13 protein-coding genes are annotated in these 19,159 nt (G+C 59.4%); 8 read left to right on the top strand and 5 right to left on the bottom strand.

Annotated elements, in window-relative coordinates; all coding sequences use genetic code 11:
• Positions 1 to 274 precede the first annotated feature (274 nt).
• Positions 275 to 1,132, top strand: coding sequence for a class II fructose-bisphosphate aldolase (locus tag ACTNA2_RS04145; protein ID WP_022095149.1), 858 nt, complete (start codon positions 275 to 277; stop codon positions 1,130 to 1,132).
• A gap of 696 nt (positions 1,133 to 1,828) precedes the next feature.
• Here the strand turns inward: ACTNA2_RS04145 and vsr are convergent.
• A complete protein-coding gene (gene vsr, locus ACTNA2_RS04140; RefSeq protein ID WP_441048683.1) occupies positions 1,829 to 2,818 on the bottom strand; it encodes a DNA mismatch endonuclease Vsr in 990 nt (329 codons plus the stop codon).
• Positions 2,819 to 3,080: 262 nt separating this feature from the next.
• Here vsr and ACTNA2_RS04135 point away from each other — a divergent pair, with 262 nt between their 5' ends.
• The 3 genes from ACTNA2_RS04135 to ACTNA2_RS04125 all read left to right on the top strand — a co-directional run bounded on the left by ACTNA2_RS04135 (position 3,081) and on the right by ACTNA2_RS04125 (position 7,491).
• Positions 3,081 to 3,866, top strand: a complete 786-nt coding sequence (locus tag ACTNA2_RS04135; RefSeq protein WP_441048682.1) for an ABC transporter ATP-binding protein — start codon at positions 3,081 to 3,083, stop codon at positions 3,864 to 3,866.
• Positions 3,856 to 6,060, top strand: coding sequence for an FtsX-like permease family protein (locus ACTNA2_RS04130; protein WP_441048681.1), 2,205 nt, complete (start codon positions 3,856 to 3,858; stop codon positions 6,058 to 6,060). Before ACTNA2_RS04135 ends, ACTNA2_RS04130 begins: the two co-directional genes overlap by 11 nt.
• A gap of 225 nt (positions 6,061 to 6,285) precedes the next feature.
• Positions 6,286 to 7,491, top strand: coding sequence for an agmatine deiminase family protein (locus ACTNA2_RS04125; RefSeq protein WP_441048680.1), 1,206 nt, complete (start codon positions 6,286 to 6,288; stop codon positions 7,489 to 7,491).
• A gap of 462 nt (positions 7,492 to 7,953) precedes the next feature.
• Here ACTNA2_RS04125 and ACTNA2_RS04120 read toward each other — a convergent pair whose 3' ends face one another.
• From ACTNA2_RS04120 to ACTNA2_RS04105, 4 genes are all read right to left on the bottom strand, one after another.
• The gene (locus tag ACTNA2_RS04120) at positions 7,954 to 8,985 is read right to left on the bottom strand and encodes a 3-deoxy-7-phosphoheptulonate synthase (protein WP_427794434.1); all 1,032 of its coding nucleotides are present in this window, start codon (positions 8,983 to 8,985) and stop codon (positions 7,954 to 7,956) included.
• 305 nt (positions 8,986 to 9,290) lie between these two features.
• Positions 9,291 to 11,147 (bottom strand): ABC transporter ATP-binding protein, encoded by a 1,857-nt coding sequence (locus tag ACTNA2_RS04115; RefSeq protein WP_441048679.1) that lies wholly within the window; start codon positions 11,145 to 11,147, stop codon positions 9,291 to 9,293.
• Positions 11,147 to 13,513: an ABC transporter ATP-binding protein gene (locus tag ACTNA2_RS04110; protein ID WP_441048678.1), complete on the bottom strand. Its 2,367-nt coding sequence runs from the start codon at positions 13,511 to 13,513 to the stop codon at positions 11,147 to 11,149. Before ACTNA2_RS04110 ends, ACTNA2_RS04115 begins: the two co-directional genes overlap by 1 nt.
• A complete protein-coding gene (locus ACTNA2_RS04105; RefSeq protein ID WP_154514934.1) occupies positions 13,510 to 13,959 on the bottom strand; it encodes a MarR family winged helix-turn-helix transcriptional regulator in 450 nt (149 codons plus the stop codon). The genes ACTNA2_RS04110 and ACTNA2_RS04105 overlap by 4 nt, the downstream gene beginning before the upstream one ends.
• A gap of 250 nt (positions 13,960 to 14,209) precedes the next feature.
• Here ACTNA2_RS04105 and ACTNA2_RS04100 point away from each other — a divergent pair, with 250 nt between their 5' ends.
• The 4 genes from ACTNA2_RS04100 to grcA3 all read left to right on the top strand — a co-directional run bounded on the left by ACTNA2_RS04100 (position 14,210) and on the right by grcA3 (position 18,947).
• Entirely contained in the window at positions 14,210 to 14,959 is a 750-nt protein-coding gene (locus tag ACTNA2_RS04100) for an SDR family NAD(P)-dependent oxidoreductase (protein ID WP_427728112.1), read from the top strand.
• 108 nt (positions 14,960 to 15,067) lie between these two features.
• Entirely contained in the window at positions 15,068 to 16,090 is a 1,023-nt protein-coding gene (locus tag ACTNA2_RS04095; protein WP_441040829.1) for a 2-keto-3-deoxygluconate permease, read from the top strand.
• Positions 16,091 to 16,558: 468 nt separating this feature from the next.
• On the top strand, positions 16,559 to 18,610 hold the full coding sequence (gene pflB, locus ACTNA2_RS04090; RefSeq protein ID WP_427718174.1) for a formate C-acetyltransferase: 2,052 nt from the start codon (positions 16,559 to 16,561) through the stop codon (positions 18,608 to 18,610).
• Between the two features lie 85 nt (positions 18,611 to 18,695).
• Positions 18,696 to 18,947 carry an autonomous glycyl radical cofactor GrcA3 gene (gene grcA3 / locus ACTNA2_RS04085; protein WP_055252439.1) on the top strand — a complete coding sequence of 84 codons (252 nt, stop codon included), beginning with the start codon at positions 18,696 to 18,698 and terminating at the stop codon, positions 18,945 to 18,947.
• The last annotated feature ends 212 nt before the right edge of the window (positions 18,948 to 19,159 follow it).

Raw genomic sequence — 19,159 nt, 5'->3', positions numbered from 1 at the left:
CTTTTTGAGTAAGAAAACACCTTTCGATTACTTATCTTTTCTATAAAAGAAAGATGCTAAACGCTCAAAATTCAATATCGAACACGCCCACTCGCTTCCGATTCCTTCCGTTTACTTTTCAAAAACGACTGTATTGGCCTGCATGGACTCAATATCTCGCACGTGCAAAGCCGCTGAATTTCATACAATGAGCGCAGTAAAACGCAAGGTAAAACGCCTTGTGAACAACTACGCCCGATGTCCAGATGCGGGCGAGGGAGAGGAGCAAACGCTCATGGCACTTGTTACCACCGAAAAGATGCTCAAGGACGCTCAGGCCGGCCACTACGCCGTCGGCGCGTTCAACGTCGAGAACCTCGAGTTTGTTATGGCCGTTCTGGCCGCTGCCGAGGAGACCAAGTCCCCCGTCATCATGCAGACCACCCCGGGCACCATCAAGACCGCTGGTCTGGACTACTTCTACGGCATGGTGAAGGCCGCTGCCGAGCGCGCTTCCGTGCCCGTCGCTCTGCACCTCGATCACGGCGATGGCTATGACCGCTGCATGCAGGCTTTCCGCACGGGCTACACCTCCGTCATGATCGACGGCTCGCACGAGTCCTTTGAGGACAACATTGCCCTGACCAAGTCCGTCGCTGACGCTGGCCGCGCCATGGGCGTGCCCGTCGAGGCCGAGCTCGGCAAGGTTGGCGGCAAGGAGGACGACGGTCCCGCGGTTGAGGGCGAGAGCCCCTACACCGATCCTGCCGAGGCCAAGGAGTTCGTCGAGCGCACCGGCTGCACCTCGCTGGCCATTGGCGTTGGCACCAGCCACGGCGTGTACACGAGCGATCCGCACATCGAGCAGTCCGTGGTCAAGGCCATCCGCGACGCCGTCGACGTGCCGCTGGTTCTGCACGGCACTTCCGGTGTGCCCGATGAGCAGGTTGCCGAGGCTGTGAAGAACGGCATCTGCAAGGTTAACTACGCTACCGAGCTGCGTCAGGCCTACACCAAGGGCTTCATGGCCTACATGGCCGAGAACCCCGCCTGCTTCGATCCCAAGAAGCCGGCCAAGGAGGGCATGCGTGAGATCACCGAGCTGGTTAAGATCCGCATGACCAACCTCAACTCTGTGGGCAAAGCAGAGTAACAGCAAGGGTACTCTGATCCCACCGGGCCGTCCGGAAACGGAAAAGGGCCTATCTCTCAGAACGTCCTCGGACATGTCGGAAGCCCCGCTGCGCGCACGCGCTGCGGGGCTTCCTCCGTCCTGCGGAATGTTCTGAGAGATAGGCCCTTTTCCGTTTCCGGACGGCCCTGCTCGATCGCCCTTGTGGCGTTGGGGCGGAATAGTGGTGCGCGGGGGCGCTTTGTTGGTGGGGGTTAGTATGCCCGGGTTTGGTTGGGGAATGACTTGTTTAGGGATGCTTGGAGCTTATCAAAGGATATTCGCAAGTTGAGATTCTGATCGGTTGAGCGTTTGGCTTTTGTGGTGGGGGAGTCGAGGAGGCCGTTTCTCTGTGTCGGGGGGAAGGAGAAAAAGCCTGCATGTTTTAGGGATGGCTGCTGTGCTGCGTCATTGGAAGAATGCATGCTTATGCGGCCTCCTCGATGTTCACCAAAAGGTTGCGCACGGGGTGTGCTGCTAGGTCTCGTGCGTTGGCAGTATTATGCCGCGGCTGCTGCAAAGAAGCGCTAAAGAAAGGCTTAATCAGGTTTGATATAACAATGAAACCGCAGGTCAAAGGTATCGAATAACACTCTTGAAAGGTTTTGAGCTTAAGGGCTTTCTAAGGTTTGCGGCTCGGATGTGGCGCGGACGTGCGGAGCGTGTGACTGATCGCTGTTAGCGCTGCGGTGCGGCGGCGCGTACCTGTTCGATGACCTTTTCCATGGTGGCGTCGATGCGGTCTTTCTTGAGCTCACATTCCCAGACGGTGATGGGCGTCCAGCCCATTTGGGTAAGCGCGTCGATGGCGGCTCGGTCGCGCTCGACGTTGCGGCGAAACTTTGCCTCCCAAAACTCAACATTGCGCTTGGGCTGGCTCGGATTGCACTTAGGGCAGCGATGCCAAAAGCAGCCGTTGACGAAAATGGCGATCTTGCGCCCGGGAAAGGCGATGTCGGGCTTGCCGGGTACCTTCCATTCCAGACGGTATCCCGTAAGGCCCGCTGCCCGCAGGCGCTGGCGAACGAGCAGCTCGGGTTTGGTGTTGGCGCGCTTGTTGCCCTTCATGGACTTTTTTATAGCGGCGCGACGGCGCACCAGTTCGCGCTCGTCAGCGGAGAGGTCCGAGGTATCGATGCCGTCGAGCAGACCTGGTTTGGGACGCTTTTTGCTGCGGCGCTTAGGTGCGCGCTTGGGTTTGGTGGCGGGTTTGTCGGCCGTGTTGGGCGTGGCGTCATCGGCGGCGCCGTTGGCCTCAAGCCGATCTTCCTTCAACTCAATCAGAGCATCGATAAGCCCTTTGTCGGCGGGCATCCACTCAACGGTGGCAAGCGAGGTGCGCGGAATCCAGCGGATATCGAGCTGGCGGTCGTGCTTCTGGGGCTCATCGGATTCTTTAGCCAGCGAGCAGTAGTAGCACTCCATGGAGAGATGAAAATCGGGGTAGTCGTACTCAACGGTATAGAAATCGCGCAGGTTGGTGACTTTGACCTGCAGCTCTTCCATGAGCTCGCGGCGTACGGCGTCCTCGGGCGTCTCGCCGCGCATGAGCTTGCCACCGGGGAACTCCCAAAGTCCCCGCATGTCGCCGTAGCCGCGCTGCACGGCAAGCAGCTCATCGGATCCTTCCTTGCGAATGATCCCAGCGGCAACATGAACAGTCTTCAACAGGAGTCCTCCCTTAACATCAACACATGACAAGGCAGCTCATTTGGGTAGTCTTTTTGGGACGGGGCTTTTTTAGCTACCCTATGTCAAATGCGGCCTCATGCTTCGAAGGCTACGGATAGGGTAGCTAAAAAAGCCCCGTCCCAAAAAGACTACCCCTACCTTACGCAACGGTAAGGCAAGCGTAAGCGATATCGATGGTAGCCGACTCGGCTTCTTGCGACTATAGATGCCGTAGACTAATCGCAAGAAAGGACTCGGTATGCAAACCACGCACATGGCGACCCCGGTACTGGAAGTCGTGCATCTCGAAAAGGTATACGGAGTGCTGGGCAACGTGACCCGCGCGCTCAACGACGTCAGCTTTACCGTCAACCGCGGCGAATTCGTTGGCATCATGGGCGCTTCGGGCTCGGGTAAGTCGACGTTGCTCAACTGCGTGTCGACCATCGATAGTGCCACAAGCGGCGCGATCCGCATCAACGGCCAGGACGTGACGCGCATGAAGCAGGCTAAGCTTTCGCAGTTCCGCCGCGAGGAGCTTGGCTTTATCTTCCAGGACTCCAACCTGCTCGATACGCTCACGGCACGCGAGAACATCGCCCTGCCGCTCACCATCGCCCGCACAAACTCGGCAGAGATCTCGACCCGCGTGCAGGATGTGGCAGCGCGCCTGTCCATCAGTCAGGTGCTCGACAAGTATCCCTACCAGATGTCCGGCGGTCAGCAGCAGCGCGTTGCCGCGGCTCGCGCGCTCGTCACCGACCCCACCATGATCATGGCCGACGAGCCCACCGGCGCCCTCGATTCCAAGAGCGCTCGCCTGCTGCTCGAGAGCCTGGAGGCCCTTAACCGCCGCCTGCGCGCCACCGTGCTCATGGTCACGCACGACAGCTTTGCCGCCAGCTACACGAGCCGTGTGCTGTTTATTCGCGACGGCAAGATCTTCACCGAGCTGCGCCGCGGAGACACCGACCGCCGCGAGTTCTTCGACCGCATTATGGAGGTCGTTGCCATGATGGGCGGTGAGGGCTCCGATGCTCTGTAAACTCGCTTGGGGCAACGTCCGCCGCGCCGGCCGCGACTACCTCGTCTACCTTTTGACGCTCACCCTGGGCGTCACGGTCTTCTATGCCTTTAACACCATCTCGATGCAGGTCGACATCGCCGGAATCGATGAAGAGGGCTTGGCGCAGGTTATGGGCAGCATGCTCGGCTACCTGACGTACTTTTTGGCCGGTGTCATGGCCTTTTTGATGGTGTATGCCAATAACTTCATCATGAAACGCCGCAAGAAGGAGTTTGGCCTGTACCAGGTACTCGGCATGGGGCGTGGGCGCGTCGCCACGATCATGGCGCTCGAGACCGTGATAGTATCGGTTGTGGCCTTTGTCGCCGGCATTGTGCTGGGTGTGGGACTCTCCCAGCTCATGACGTTCTTTACGGCCTCGCTCTTTAAGACACAGATCGCCAATTTCCGCTTCTTTTTCTCGGTGCATGCGTTCAACCTGACCCTTGCCTGCATGCTCGTAATGTTTGTGCTCACGCTACTGCTGAACCTTCGCGCCGTGCGTCGTACCAAACTCATCGAGCTTATGGGTGCCGAGCGTCGCAACGAGAGCATCAAGACACGCAACCCCTGGATCGCGATTGCCATCTTTGCCGTGGGCGTGGTGCTTGTGGGCGTGGCCTATTACCGTCTGCTACGTGATGGGTTCCCGCTAACCGCGACGGACAGCAAGCTGCAAGAGGCCATGAACCAGTTTGGCATTACGACCGCTATGGTTACCGTGGGCACCTTTGCCCTGTTCTGGGGACTCTCGGGCATGCTTATCAAGCTGCTGCAGAGCCTGCGCGGCGTGTATTGGCGCGGCCTCAACATGTTTATCGTGCGCCAGCTTGCGGCCAAGGTCAACACGGTGTGCTTTTCGATGGGCGTCATCGCGATGCTCCTGTTTTTGGCCATCACCTCGGTGACGTGCGGTATGTCGATTGCCAATGTGATGAACGAAAACCTGGAGCGCTATAACCCTGTAGACGTGTCTCAGATGTATGTCTATTACACGCCCGATACGTTCGACTACTACAAGGGGTACGTCAATCCGTCTGATGAGGCCGATCGCATGGCGTTGGCCGATACAACGGTCGATTTGTACCCCGCATGGCACGGCGAGGGCAAGTCGGCGGACAGCAACGACGAGACCGGCAAGAAGGTCAATATCGCCGATGTTGCCGGTGAGCATGTGCAGATCGATTCGTATCTGAGTTACCCGCTTGGCGGCTCGGATCCTTCGGTGACTCCAAGTGAGATGTGCAAGACCATGGGCGAAAAGCTTCCCAAGGCGTTCGGGGGTAGCAATGCCGATACGATGGGTCTGTTTGTGACGCCGGCGAGCCAGTACAACAAACTGCGCCAGATGATGGGCGAGGAGCCGGTGAGCATTGGCCGCGACCAATATCTGCTCACGTGTGATATGGGCGGCGAGCTGGTCGACCTGTACACCAAGTATATGGCTGGCGGCCATGCCCTTACCTTGGGCGGGCATACGCTCAAACCCGCAACTGATAAGTCGGACGAAGATACGGCGGCCATCGCCAACTCGGCGATGGGCAGTAATCCGGGTACCGTCGTCGTTGCCGACGAACTGTTGTCCCAACTTAATCTGCAGCCGTATTCCAGTAGCCTGCTCGTTAACTACAAACAGGGGATGGATACGACCGAGGCAGACGAGAGCATTAAATACACTCTGCTCGACAATCTGCTCGTTGACGGCAAGGAGCCGGGGTTTTGGGGAGCCTTCATCACACGCTCCGAGATGTACACGCAAGCAGCGCAAATGAACGGTCTTATTAGCTACCTAGCCATCTACATCGGCTTTGTATTGGTTGTTGCATGCGCGGCGATTCTATCGATCCAGCAACTCTCCAACGTGGCCGACGGCAGCCGCAGCTATCGTGTGCTGGCACAGATCGGCTGCGACGACCGCCAGATTCGCCATTCGGTGATGGCACAACAAGCGGTGTTCTTCCTGTTCCCGTTGGCGGTGGGCTTGGCGCACTCCTTTGTGGCACTTAAGGTGATTATCGAGTTGGTGAGCATATTCGGAAATATGAGCATCGGCGGCACCGTGGGCCTCACCTGTGCAATCTTCCTGGCAGCATACGGTGGCTACTTCTTGGTGACCTACCTTATGAGTACCGGAATGGTGCGAGCAGCCATAGCCACCCGCTACAGCGAGTAACCTTCTAGTCCAGAACCACCACAAAGGGGACAGGTACCTTTGTGGTGGTTTTTACGTCTATCTCAATCTGTAACATATGGCTGGCAAAATCGCCTCTATCTGTTATAGATTGAGATTGTTTATCTCGAGCCATACGGTTTGTCTCGATCTGTAACAACAAGACGGGGATTCGGCCCCTAGATGTTACAGATCGAGACATCGGTCGTTTGATTTGGAGGAAGCCTTATGCGCACGATTACCGAGTCCGAGTCCACCCCGAGGGCCGACGGCTTCTTCATGCCCGCCGAGTTCGCCCCCCAGGACCGCGTGTGGATGGGCTGGCCCCACCGCACCGACACCTGGGCCCACGGCGCCAAGCCCGCCCAGAGGCAGTATGCCGCCATCGCCCGCGCCATCGCCGAGTTCACCCCGGTCTACATGTGCGCCAACCAGGTCGACTACGCCAACTGCAAGGCCGTCTTCGAGAACGACGAGAACGTCACCGTCGTCGAGATGACCACCGACGACGCCTGGTTCCGCGACACCGGCGCCACCTACGTCATCAACGGCAAGGGCGAGAAGCGCGCCAACCACTGGCACTTCAACGGCTACGGCGGCCTCATCGACGGCCTCTACTTCCCGTGGGACAAGGACGAGCAGATCGCCCTCAAGATGGCCGAGCTCTCCGGCTGTCGTCGTTATCGTCCCGACGACATGATCCTCGAGGGCGGTTCCATCACCGTCGACGGCGAGGGCACCGTGGTCGTGACCGACCAGTGCCTGCTTTCCCCGGGCCGCACCTGCTCCGCGGTGCTCGAGGAGGAGGAGGACCCCGAGTCCCTCTGGCCCAAGTACCGCAAGAAGTTCGAGCCCTGGAGCGAGGAGCTTCGCGGGTACATGACCGAGCACCTCAAGGACTACCTCGGCGTCGAGGAGGTCATCTGGGTCAAGGAGGGCATCGACCCCGAGGAGACCAACGGCCACATCGACGACGTCGCCACCTTCATCGCCCCGGGCGTCATGGTCTGCATCTGGACTGACGACCCCGAGTACCCGTTCTACGAGCAGTGCCACGCCGCCTACGAGACCCTCTCCAACGCCGTTGACGCCAAGGGCCGCAAGCTGAAGGTCTACAAGCTCTGCATGCCCGTGAACCCACTGTTCATGGATCGGGCTTCCTGCGACACCATCGACGCCGACGAGAACGCCGAGCCGCGCGTCGCCGACGAGCCGCTGATCGCCTCCTACATGAACTACCTGGTCACCAACCACGGCGTTATCGTCCCGCAGTACGGCGACGAGAACGACCGGCTGGCCGTTGACACGCTCCAGGAGATCTACGACGAGGTCTGGGGCGAGGGCGTCTACAAGTGCGTGGGCGTCAAGTCCGACCAGGTCGTCTACGGCGGCGGCAACATCCACTGCATCACGCAGCAGGAGCCCTCGGCGTAATTGTCTGTCTTCCCGGGGTACGGCACCTTGCCCTTCAATCGTCGGGCATGACCCTTAAGGTCTATGCCCTCCTCTTTCAGGGCAATCTGCCGCACCTCGGAAACCCAGCCAATCACGCCGACGCTTAATCGTCTGGCTTCCTGAGGCACCCCATCTCGCCGCTCAAACCGTCGCACGCGTACCAAAGTACGCTTCGCTCCTCTTTCGCGGCGACCTGGGGCACCTCGAAAACCCAGCCGATCAATCGGACCGACGCAGCTTGTTACCGCATTAGTCATTGGTGCCAACCCTGGCAACGATGCAGGTCGAAAAACGTCAGCGAAAACCCGTACACGCGAGCAAGGTGCCTTGAAGCGAGGCGGCATTGACCTTTTGGTCATGCCGTCGAAGCTGAAAGGCAGATTGCCGCTCTGGCGGGTTTGCAGCGTCGGCCGGTTACGGCGTTTGGTAAAACGCCGTAACCTACACCCGCTCTGCGATCTCGTGGATGAGGTAGTCGGTCTTTTCCCAGCCCAGGCACGGGTCGGTGATGGACTTGCCAAAGACGCCGCCGTCGACAGACTGGTTGCCGTCCTCCAGGTAGGATTCGATCATAAAGCCCTTGACCAGCTTGGAGATGGACTCGTTGCGGCGGCAGCTGTCGAGCACCTCCTTGCAGATACGGTGCTGCTCCAGCGGGCGCTTGCCCGAGTTGTCGTGGTTGCAGTCGATGACCGCCGCCGGGTTGGCGTAGCCGGCATGCTCGGTATAGCGCTCGGCCAGACGCTCCAGATGCTCGTAGTGGTAATTGGGGTAGGTACGACCGTCGAGACCAATGTAGCCACGCATGACGGCGTGCGCGAGCGGATTGCCGTCGCACTCGACCTCCCAGTTGCGGAAGATGAAGCTTTGATGTGCCTGGGCGGCGTAGATGGAGTTGAGCATGACGGTGGTGGAACCGGCGGTGGGGTTCTTCATGCCCACAGGCACCGAAATGCCGCTCGACACCAGACGATGCTCCTGGTTCTCGACCGAGCGCGCGCCCACGGCGACGTAGCTCAGCAGGTCGACGAGGTACTGGTAGTTGGACGGGTAGAGCATCTCATCGGCGGTAAAGAAACCGGTCTCCTCGATGACGCGCAGGTGCATATGGCGGATGGCCTTGACGCCCTCGAGCAGGTCGTCGGGAGCCTCGGGGTTGGGGTTGTGCAGCAGGCCCTTGTAGCCAGTGCCCTTGGTGCGCGGCTTGTTGGTATAGACGCGCGGAATGATGATGAGTTTGTCCTTGACCTCTTCGGCGACCTTGGCCAGTCGGCTCATGTACTCAAGCACCGAGTCCTCGCGGTCGGCAGAGCACGGGCCGATGATGAGCACCTTGCGCGCGTCCTCGCCGGTAAAGACCTTGGCGACCTCGGCGTCGAATGCCTGTTTTTTGGCGGTAAGATCGGCGGAAAGCGGCATTTCCTCGCGGATTTCCATGGGGATCGGCAACCTGCGCTTGAATTCCATAGCCATACGGGGCCTCCTCAATCAAATAAGACAAAGTGTGCATTGTCGAATGCTCGGCATTATCCGCTGTCGCACGCTAAAGTGCAAGCCCTCATCACCCCAAAACCTGCCAAAAAGGGACAGGTTTATTTTGGCAGGTTTTATCTGGGTAAACGTTGGCTGGCCCTGGAATGGAATGATGCCACGTGGCTTGGAAGAGGTCGTCAATTTGGTCCCAGGGGAGGCGGTTTGAGGGTCGCAGAACAAAAAACGGGAGCGCAGGTTGTCCTGCGCCCCCGTTCTCGGGTGTTATTCGTTCCCTGCGGCAGAATTTACGCCGCTTCGTCGAACTGCGAGTTGTACAGGTCGGCGTAGAAGCCGCCTTGGGCGAGCAGCTCGTCGTGCGTGCCCTTCTCGACGATGTCGCCGTCGCGAATTACCAAGATCACGTCGGCGTTGCGGATCGTGGACAGGCGGTGTGCGATAACAAAGCTGGTACGGCCCTGCATCAGCGCATCCGTGGCGCGCTGAATAAGCTCCTCGGTGCGGGTATCGACGTTGGATGTCGCCTCGTCCAAAATCAGCGCCGGGCGGTCGGCCAAAATGGCGCGGGCAATGGTCACGAGCTGGCGTTGGCCCTGCGAAAGGTTGGTGCCTTCCTCGTTGATCATAAAGTTGTAACCGCCGGCGAGCGTATGGATAAAGTGGTCGCAGCGTGCAGCGCGTGCAGCGGCCTCGACCTCGGCATCGCTTGCATCGGGGCGTCCGTAGCGGATGTTCTCGCGGATGGTGCCGTTAAACAGCCACGTATCCTGCAGCACCATGGCAAACTCGCCGCGCAGTGCCGCGCGGTCCCAATCGCGTACGTCGACGCCATCGACGCGCAGCGAGCCGCCGTCCACGTCGTAGAAGCGCTGTAGCAGCTTAATGAGCGTGGTCTTGCCGGCGCCGGTGGGACCGACGATGGCGATGGTCTGGCCGGGCTGTGCCTCGCAGCTAAAGTCGTGGATGATGGTCTTGTCGGGCGTGTAGCCAAACTTGACGTGGTCAAACTCCACATGGCCAGGGCGCTTTTCGGGAATCTGCGCGTCGGCCTTCTGCTCCTCCTCGGGCGCGGCCAGGAACTCAAAGACGCGCTCGGTGGCAGCGGCCATAGACTGCATCGTGTTACTCACGTTGCCCAGCTGCTGCACGGGTTGCGTAAAGTTGCGAACGTACTGGATAAAGCTCTGGATGTCGCCGGGCGTGGCATTGCCGGTCAGCGCGAGCTGTGCGCCCACCACGACGACGCCCACGTAGCCCATGTTGCCCACCAAGCTCATAAGCGGCATCATCAGGCCCGACAGGAACTGCGAGCGCCAGCCACTAATAAAGAGGCGGTCGTTTTGACGGTCGAACTCTTCGATTGAGGCCTCGGCGCGGTCGAACACCTGAATGACGTTCTGGCCGGCAAAGTCCTCCTCGATAATGCCGTTGACGGTGCCCAGGACCTGCTGCTGCTCGCGGAAGTACGGCTGCGAGAAATGAATCATCACGGTCAGGATAATCGCGGCGGCCGGCAGTGTGAGCACGGTGACGCCGGTAAGCGGCAGGCTGATCGACAGCATCATGACGAGCACGCCGATAATCTGCGTCACCGACGTGATGAGCTGCGTCACGCTCTGGTTGAGCGACTGACCCAGCGTATCGACGTCGTTGGTGATGCGGCTGAGCACATCGCCCTTGCTGTGTCCGTTAAAGTAGCTCATCGGCACGACAGCGATCTTGGCGGCGATCTCCTTGCGCATGCGGTAGCAAATCTTTTGCGTGACGCCGGTCATGAGCCAGCCCTGGATGAGGCTGCAAACAGAGCTTGCCAGATACAGGCAGAGCAAAAAGCCGAGCGTCTTGGCGATCCAGGCAAAGTCGACATCGCCGGTACCGTTGACCTTGGCGACCAGGCCTTCGAACAGCTTGGTCGTAACCTGGCCGAGCACCTTGGGTCCCACAATGTTAAAGACGACCGAGCACACGGCAAAGGCGACGGCGGCAAGCACGGCAACCTTGTGTTGACCGATATAGCCGAGCAACTGCCGCATGGCGCCCGTAAAGTCCTTGGCCTTCTCGCCGCGGCCCATGCCACCCATGCGGCCCATGGGACCGCGCTGGCGGGTGGGCTTGGGAATCTGAGTCTTGGTCTCGTCTGCCATTAGTGCTCGCCTCCCTCCATAACGGCTGCAATTTCTTCTTGAGTGAGCCCCAGCTCCTCGGCGGAAAGCTGCGACTGTGCGATCTCCAGGTACGCCGGGCAGCTGTGCAGCAGCTCCTCGTGCGTACCAGTGCCCACCACGTGGCCGTCGTCGAGCACGATGATCTGGTCGGCGTGCATGATGGTCGCGATGCGCTGGGCTACGACAACGAGCGCGGCGTCGGTAACGTTTTTGGCAAGCTCTTCGCGCAGGCGCGCGTCGGTCTTGTAGTCGAGGGCGCTAAACGAGTCATCGAACACCAGGACCTCGGGCTTTTTTGCCAACGCGCGGGCGATGGCCAGACGCTGGCGCTGACCGCCCGAGACATTGGAGCCGCCCTGGCTGATGGGGGAGTCGTAGCCGCCCTCGCGCTCGGCGATAAAGTCCTCGGCTTGGGCGATGCGCGCGGCCTCGTGCATGTTCTCGTCGCTTACCATGTCGCCGGCAAACTTAAGGTTGCTCTCCACGGTGCCCGAGAACAGACGCCCCTGCTGAGGGATGTAACCAATGCGGCGGCGAAGCTCGGAAAGGGTCATATCGCGCACGTCGATACCGTCGAGTGAAATGCTGCCGCCCGTGACGTCGTACAGGCGCGGAATCAGCTGTACGAGCGTGGACTTGCCCGAGCCCGTGGAACCAATGATGCCGAGCATCTGACCGGCATGCGTGGTGAAGTTCACGCCGCTAATGACGTCAGCGCGGGCATCGGGATACTGGAAACTCACGTCGCGGAAGGTGAGCTCACCGCGCGGTGCGCCGGCCGCGGGCAGTTTGGGCGAGGCGGGGTCGTTGATGCTCGTGGGGCAGGTGATGACCTCTTCCACGCGCTCGGCTGCGACCTCGGCGCGGGGCAGGATGACCGAAACCATGGTGAGGATCATAAACGCCATGACGATCTGCATGGTGTAGGAGATAAACGCCATCATGTTGCCGACCTGCATCACGCCATCGGACACGCCCTGCGCGCCAAACCAGACGATAAGCACGGTGATGCAGTTCATGACGAGCATCATGAGCGGCATCATAAAGCTCATGGCACGATTGGTGTAGAGCTGCGTGGTCATTAGGTCGAGCGAAGCCTTGTCAAAACGCTCGAGCTCATGCTCCTCGCGGTTGAACGAGCGGATGGGCATAAGGCCGTCGAGCAGCTCGCGGGCGGTAAGGTTCACGCGGTCCACAAAGCTCTGCATCTTTTTGAACTTGGGCATGGTGAGGCCCATAAGCACGCCGACGACGGCCGAGACCGCGATGATGGCCACGGCGATGGTCCACTCCAGGCCGGTGTGGTTGGCCAGGACGCGCATGACGGCGACGATGCCCATGACGGGGGCCATCAGGCACATGCGGATAAACAGGGTTGCGGCCATCTGAATCTGCTGAATGTCGTTGGTGCAGCGGGTGATGAGCGAGGCCTGGCTAAACTTGCCCACCTCGGCCGGCGAGAAGTGCATAACCTTGTTGAAGGTCTCGCGGCGCAGGTCGCGTGCGATGGAACAGGCGGTGCGCGAGGCCACGGCGCCGGTCAGGATGGTGGCGATGAGCGAGATCAGGCACAGACCAAACATCGTGGTTGCCATGCGACCCAGATAGGCGTTCTGCACGTCGGCGGGGTCGATGCCCTGCGCCTTGTACTCGTCTTGTACATAGCTCACGGCGCGTTGGGTCACGATGGAACCCGACATGGAGCCCATTTTGTCCGCCATATCGTTGGCACCCTCGACGAGCTTGCCCTGGTCGATAAGGCCGCCTTCAACGCCTAGGCGCAGGCTCTTCATGGTGATCTTACCGCCGTCGGTATCAATCTGCTTTTGCATGTTCTGCGCCGCCGCGGCCTTCTGCTGCATCTCGGCGAGCTGCTCGGGCGTCATTGCCGCCATCTGCTCGGGGGTGGGCATGGCCTGGGCGGCGTTGTTGTTATTCTCGCTGGACGAACCCATCATGTCATCCATGGAGTTGGCGTCAATGCCCTGGTTGAACGAAAGGACGACGGTCTCGGGCAGGCTCACGATGTCGGCAATCTTGCCGCCGTCGGCGCGCTCCTCCTCGGTGCCCTTGTACGTTCGAATGCCGTTATTATCCGCCTTGCTAAACACGGCCTCCACAGCTTTGGCGTCCTTATCGCTCATAAAGAGTTCGAGGTCGTCGAGCGATTTGGTGCGAATGGTGTCAGGTACGGGCGAGGCGATACCGCCTTGCTGCACGCCCACGTCGACGATGTCGCTCATATACGTAGGCAGCGCCAGATCGGCGTTGCAGCTGATTACGATAAGTACGATAGCTGCGAACAGTGCCAGGACATGCTTTTTAAAGAGCTTGAGAATCCTCACTCGGCATCTCTCCTTTCTTGATTGCGGTCGATAATTTCGTTGGCACGCCTAAGAAGGCGCACCATCTCTTGGGTATCTGTTTCGCCGAGCTGCTCGAGGAAGGCCGCGGTGCGGTCCTCGAATTCCCGATGCTTGATTTCGAGATCATGGAATCCCTTGTCGGTCACCGTGACGTGTACGCGACGACGGTCGGTCTTTGAGTGCTCGCGCTCGACCCAGCCTTTGGCTTCGAGAGCGCGCAGGATATTGGCGATGCGGGCGCTCGAGACCCAGGCACGATCGGCGAGTTCGCTTGGCGTGAGCGAACCGCCAGCGAGCATGAGGGCGCGCATGACGGCCATCTCACCACTGAGGGCTTTGTCCGCAAAGCGCGAAATGCGCTGATGCATACTGCCGAACTCGGTAAGGAGCTGACGCCCAAGTTCACGGAAATCGGTATCTTTCACCGAAAACCCCTAACACTAGAAACTATTTTTGGTAGAAGATGATACCCCCATATGCGGGCCTCATGCAGTGGGCAATATTAAGAGCGCATAAAGACTTAAAATAATTCAATTGCTGAAGCGTTTCAAAGAACTATCATGCCCGCGGTTAGGCGAGGGGTTGTCACCACCATGACGACTGGGACTCATTTATCGCCATGTGCGATGCTCCAACTTCCCGCAAGGAGACATCTGAATCAAGGGGGTTGGAGTCATGGCATTTGACTTCACGGGTAAAACCGCGATCGTTACCGGTGGCACTCAGGGCATTGGCCTCGAGATTGCCAAGGGTATCGTTGCGGGCGGCGGACACGTCGCGCTCATCGCAAGGAACGCTGCTAAGGGCGAGGCGGCTGTGGCCGAGCTTGGCGAGGGCAACAAGTTCTATCAGCTCGATGTCGCCGATGCGCCCAAGGCGCGCGAGACCGTCGAGCAGATTTTTACGGACCTGCCGCAAACCAACATCCTGATCAACTGCGCCGGTGTCATCAGCACCAAGAAGTTTGACGAGATCGACGACACCGAGTGGCGTCGCACCATCGACATCAACCTCAACGGCACCTTTACCATGATGAATGCCGTGTACCCGCACTTTAAGGCGGCACATGCCGGCACTATCGTCAACGTGAGCTCCGTTGCTGGCAAGATCGGCGGCGGCCTGCTCGGCACCGCGGCCTACGCGAGCTCCAAGGCCGGTGTCAACGGCCTTACCAAGGCGGTCGCCAAGGAGGGCGGTAAGTTCGGCATCCGCTGCAACGCTGTGTGCCCGTCGCTCACGCTTACCGACATGACGTCGATCCTTTCTGACGAGAACTCTCAGCGCATCATCAACGGTATTCCTCTGGGCCGCGCCGCCCAGGCCAGCGAGCCTGCGCAGATGGTGCTGTTCTTCGCTTCCGACCTCGCCAGCTTCGTGAACGGCGAGATCGGTGACTGCGACGGCGGCATCGTCCTGGACGGGTAATACCCCGCGGTAATCGTTTGGCGGCGACCCTGGAGAATCGGGGTTGTCGCCTTCTTTCTGACATAGGCGCGTGCGGCTACGATTCGCATGCATCCAAAGGAGATATATATGAGTGAATCGACTGCGGTGGAGGCGCCGGCTGCAAAGGAGCCGTTCTTTAAGATGTCCTCCATCCCGGGCGCCAATATTTTGGTGCCGCTTTTGCTGGGCTGCTTGCTCAACACGCTATTCCCCGACCTGTTCAAAACGCTCGGCAGCTTTACGCTTGGCATGACCCAGCAGGGTGCAAGCCCGCTCGTGGGCGCTTTTTTGCTCATCGTCGGTACGACGATTTCGTTTAAAAGTGCTCCTGCCGCCGCTGCACGCGGCGCCATCATCATCGCTGTCAAGCAGATCGTGGTCGTTGCCGTGTCGCTGCTCATCCTTTATGTATTCAACGACAACCTGTTTGGCATCTCTGCCATGGTGATGCTGGCGGCTTGCACCGGCGCCAACAACGCTATGTACGCTGGTCTGATGGGCACCATGGGCAACGAGGCCGAACGTGGCGCCGTCGCCATCACCACACTCGTTGTCGGCCCTCCGGTCACAATGATCGTGCTCGGCGCTGCTGGCCAGGCTCCGATCGGCTGGTCGCTCGTGGGCGCCATCCTGCCGATCGTCGTCGGCATTATTCTGGGTAACCTCTTCCCGAGCTTTAAGAAGATGATGGCTCCGGCACTTTCCGCCATCATCGTGCTCGTCTTCTTTGCCATGGGCTCGACCATGACCTTTGGCCAGCTCATCAACGGCGGTCTTCCCGGCATCCTGCTCGGCGTGATCTGCTCGGTGGTCTTTGCAATTCCCGTCATCGCGGTCGATAAGTTCACGGGCGGTACGGGTGTCGCAGGTGCGGCCATTTCGAGCTGCGCCGGAGCCAATGTGGCCACGCCTGCCGCCATGGCGAGTGTCAACGAGGCCATGTACGGTGGCGCCGTGCTCGCGACGGCTACGGCGCAGGTTGCAGCGTGCGCCATCGTGACGGCCATTTTGACCCCGCTGGTCACCAGCTGGTGCTACAAGCATTTTGAGGGCCAGGGTCACGGCGACAGCAAAAAGGCCGCGGCCGACAGGGTCACCGCAGCCGCCTAATGCCAAGCGGCAATCAAAGCTAAATAACTAGCCACGCCACAGGGCGGCCCCGGGGGAAATCCCGTGGCCGCCCTGCAGTTTCTGTGGGTCTCTGGGGCACTTTACCCTGCTAAAGCTGGCATAACAGCTAGAGTGAACGTCGTACAAAGGCAAGGAAAATACCAAACAAATCGGTGAACGGTAGTTGTTCACGCTCGCATTTCCTGCGGATTTGTTAAAAACGCCCTAATGGTATAAAAAAAGAAACATATAACAGCCCTGATGAAGGGGGTGGCTATGTTATCCTTCTCAGACGGGTGAAATCTTGGGTTTTGGGTTGCAGTTCCAAGGTGGACAAACGTTTTTCCCTGTGCTAACGCGCGATGGAAGGCGAATGAAGCCGGTCATTCAACCCGAACATTCAAGAATTCAATAAGCAGCGGTGTGAGAGAGCGCCGCATTATACGTAACTAGGAGCGTGGTTACACAATGCAGGAGGCATGGGAAGGCTTCAAGGAAGGCATCTGGACGGGAGAGGTTGACGTCCGAGACTTCATCCAGAAGAACTACACCCCCTACGAGGGCGACGAATCGTTCCTCGCCGGTCCGACCGAGCGTACCAAGGAGCTGTGGGGCGAGGTCCTCGACCTGCTGCTCAAGGAGCGCGAGCAGGGCGGCGTCCTCGATATGGACACCAAGACTGTCACGGGTATCGTGAGCCACCCCGCTGGCTACATCGATAACGCCCACCGCGAGAAGGAGACCATCGTCGGCCTCCAGACTGACAAGCCGCTCAAGCGCGCTCTGCACGTCAACGGTGGTATCCGCATCGCTTGCCAGGCTGCCAGCCAGCACGGCTACAAGATCGACGAGAACGTCGTCGAGCGCTACACCTTCGAGCGCAAGACCCACAACGCCGGCGTCTTCGATGTCTACACCCCCGAGATGCGTGCTTGCCGCTCGGCTCACATTATCACCGGTCTGCCCGATGGCTATGGCCGCGGCCGCATCATCGGCGACTACCGTCGTGTCGCCCTGTACGGCGTCGACTACCTGATCAAGGATAAGGAGGCCCAGAAGGCTTCCACCCCGACGGTCATGACCGCCGACAACATCCGCGATCGCGAGGAGCTGCAGGAGCAGATCCGCGCCCTCGGCGAGCTCAAGATGATGGCCGAGACCTATGGTTTCGATATTTCCAAACCTGCTACCAACACGCAGGAGGCCATCCAGTGGATGTACTTCGCCTACCTCGCTGCCGTCAAGGAGCAGAACGGCGCCGCTATGTCCATCGGCCGTACCTCTACGTTCATCGACATCTACGCTGAGCGCGACCTTGCCAACGGCACCTTCACCGAGGAGCAGATCCAGGAGTTCGTGGATCACTTCATCATGAAGCTCCGCATGGTCAAGTTTGCCCGTACCCCCGAGTACCAGGCCCTGTTTACCGGCGATCCGCAGTGGGTCACCGAGTCCATCGGCGGCATGGGTGTTGACGGCCGTACGCTCGTTACCAAGATGAGCTTCCGCTACCTGCACACGCTCGAGAACATGGGCACCAGCCCCGAGCCCAACATGACCGTTCTGTGGTCGACCCGTCTTCCCGAGAACTTCAAGAAGTTCTGCGCCAAGACTTCTGTCGCCAGCTCCTCGGTCCAGTACGAGAACGACGACCTCATGCGCGTTTACCACGGCGACGACTACGGCATCGCCTGCTGCGTGTCCTCCATGCGCATTGGCAAGGAGATGCAGTTCTTCGGCGCTCGTGCCAACCTGGCCAAGTGCCTGCTGTACGCACTCAACGGCGGTGTTGACGAGGTCTCCAAGAAGCAGGTCGGCCCCAAGTATCGCGCCGTCGAGGGCGACACGCTCGATTACGATGACGTTATGGCCAAGTACAACGACATGATGAAGTGGCTCGCTGGCGTGTACGTCAACTCGCTGAACATCATTCACTACATGCACGACAAGTATTGCTACGAGCGCATCCAGATGGCTCTGCACGACAAGCACGTGCACCGCTGGTTCGCTACGGGCATCGCTGGCCTTTCCGTCGTGGCTGACTCCCTGTCCGCCATCAAGTACGCCAAGGTTCACCCCGTCCGTGACGAGAACGGCATCATCGTCGACTTCGAGACCGAGGGCGAGTTCCCCAAGTACGGTAACGACGACGACCGCGTCGACCAGATCGCTCACGACGTTGTGCACCAGTTCATGGAGTACATCCGCATGAACGACACCTACCGCAACTCCGTGCCCACGACCTCGGTTCTGACCATTACCTCCAACGTCGTGTACGGTAAGAAGACCGGCTCCACGCCCGACGGCCGCAAGGCTGGCCAGCCGTTCGCCCCGGGTGCTAACCCCATGCACAAGCGCGATAGCCAGGGCGCCATCGCTTCGCTGTCTTCGGTTTCCAAGCTCCCGTTCCGCGATGCCCAGGACGGCATCTCCAACACCTTCTCCATCATCCCGGGCGCGCTCGGCAAGGAGGACCAGGTGTTCTTTGGTGATATCGACCTTGATCAGCTGGGCGAGTAACTATTGTTAGTGCTATACTAACAATAACGATTACTGATTAGTGCGCCGATTTCGGCTGGCGCCTATCGATTGAAGGAGACACATTATGAAGGTTTCTGAAGTTTCCGAGACTCAGGCCGACAACCTGGTCCACATGCTCGACGCTTACGCCGAGAAGGGTGGCCACCACCTGAACATCAACGTCTTCAACCGTGAGACGCTGCTCGACGCTCAGGCTCACCCCGAGAAGTACCCGCAGCTGACCATCCGTGTTTCCGGCTATGCCGTGAACTTCCACACGCTCACCAAGGAGCAGCAGGACGAGGTCATTTCGCGTACCTTCCACAACAAGTTCTAAAGGGGTTTAACTCCCGCAGGATCGCCGGGGCTGTTTGGGCTACCTCCCAAAACGTCCTCGGACATGCAAAGAGGCTCGCTGCGCACTTCGTGCGGCGAGCCTCTTCGCGTCCTGCGGAATGTTTTGGGAGGTAGCCCAAACAGCCCCGGCTGGGGTCCTGTGTAGTCACCCTTTAGGCGGAACTCTCCTAATTATTTGGATGAGTCGTTTAC

Origin of the sequence: Collinsella sp. HCP28S3_E9, assembly GCF_052065455.1 — a bacterium.
Classification (GTDB): domain Bacteria; phylum Actinomycetota; class Coriobacteriia; order Coriobacteriales; family Coriobacteriaceae; genus Collinsella.
Note: the sequence above shows the minus strand (reverse complement) of the source record. Positions and strands in the feature narration are given on the sequence as shown.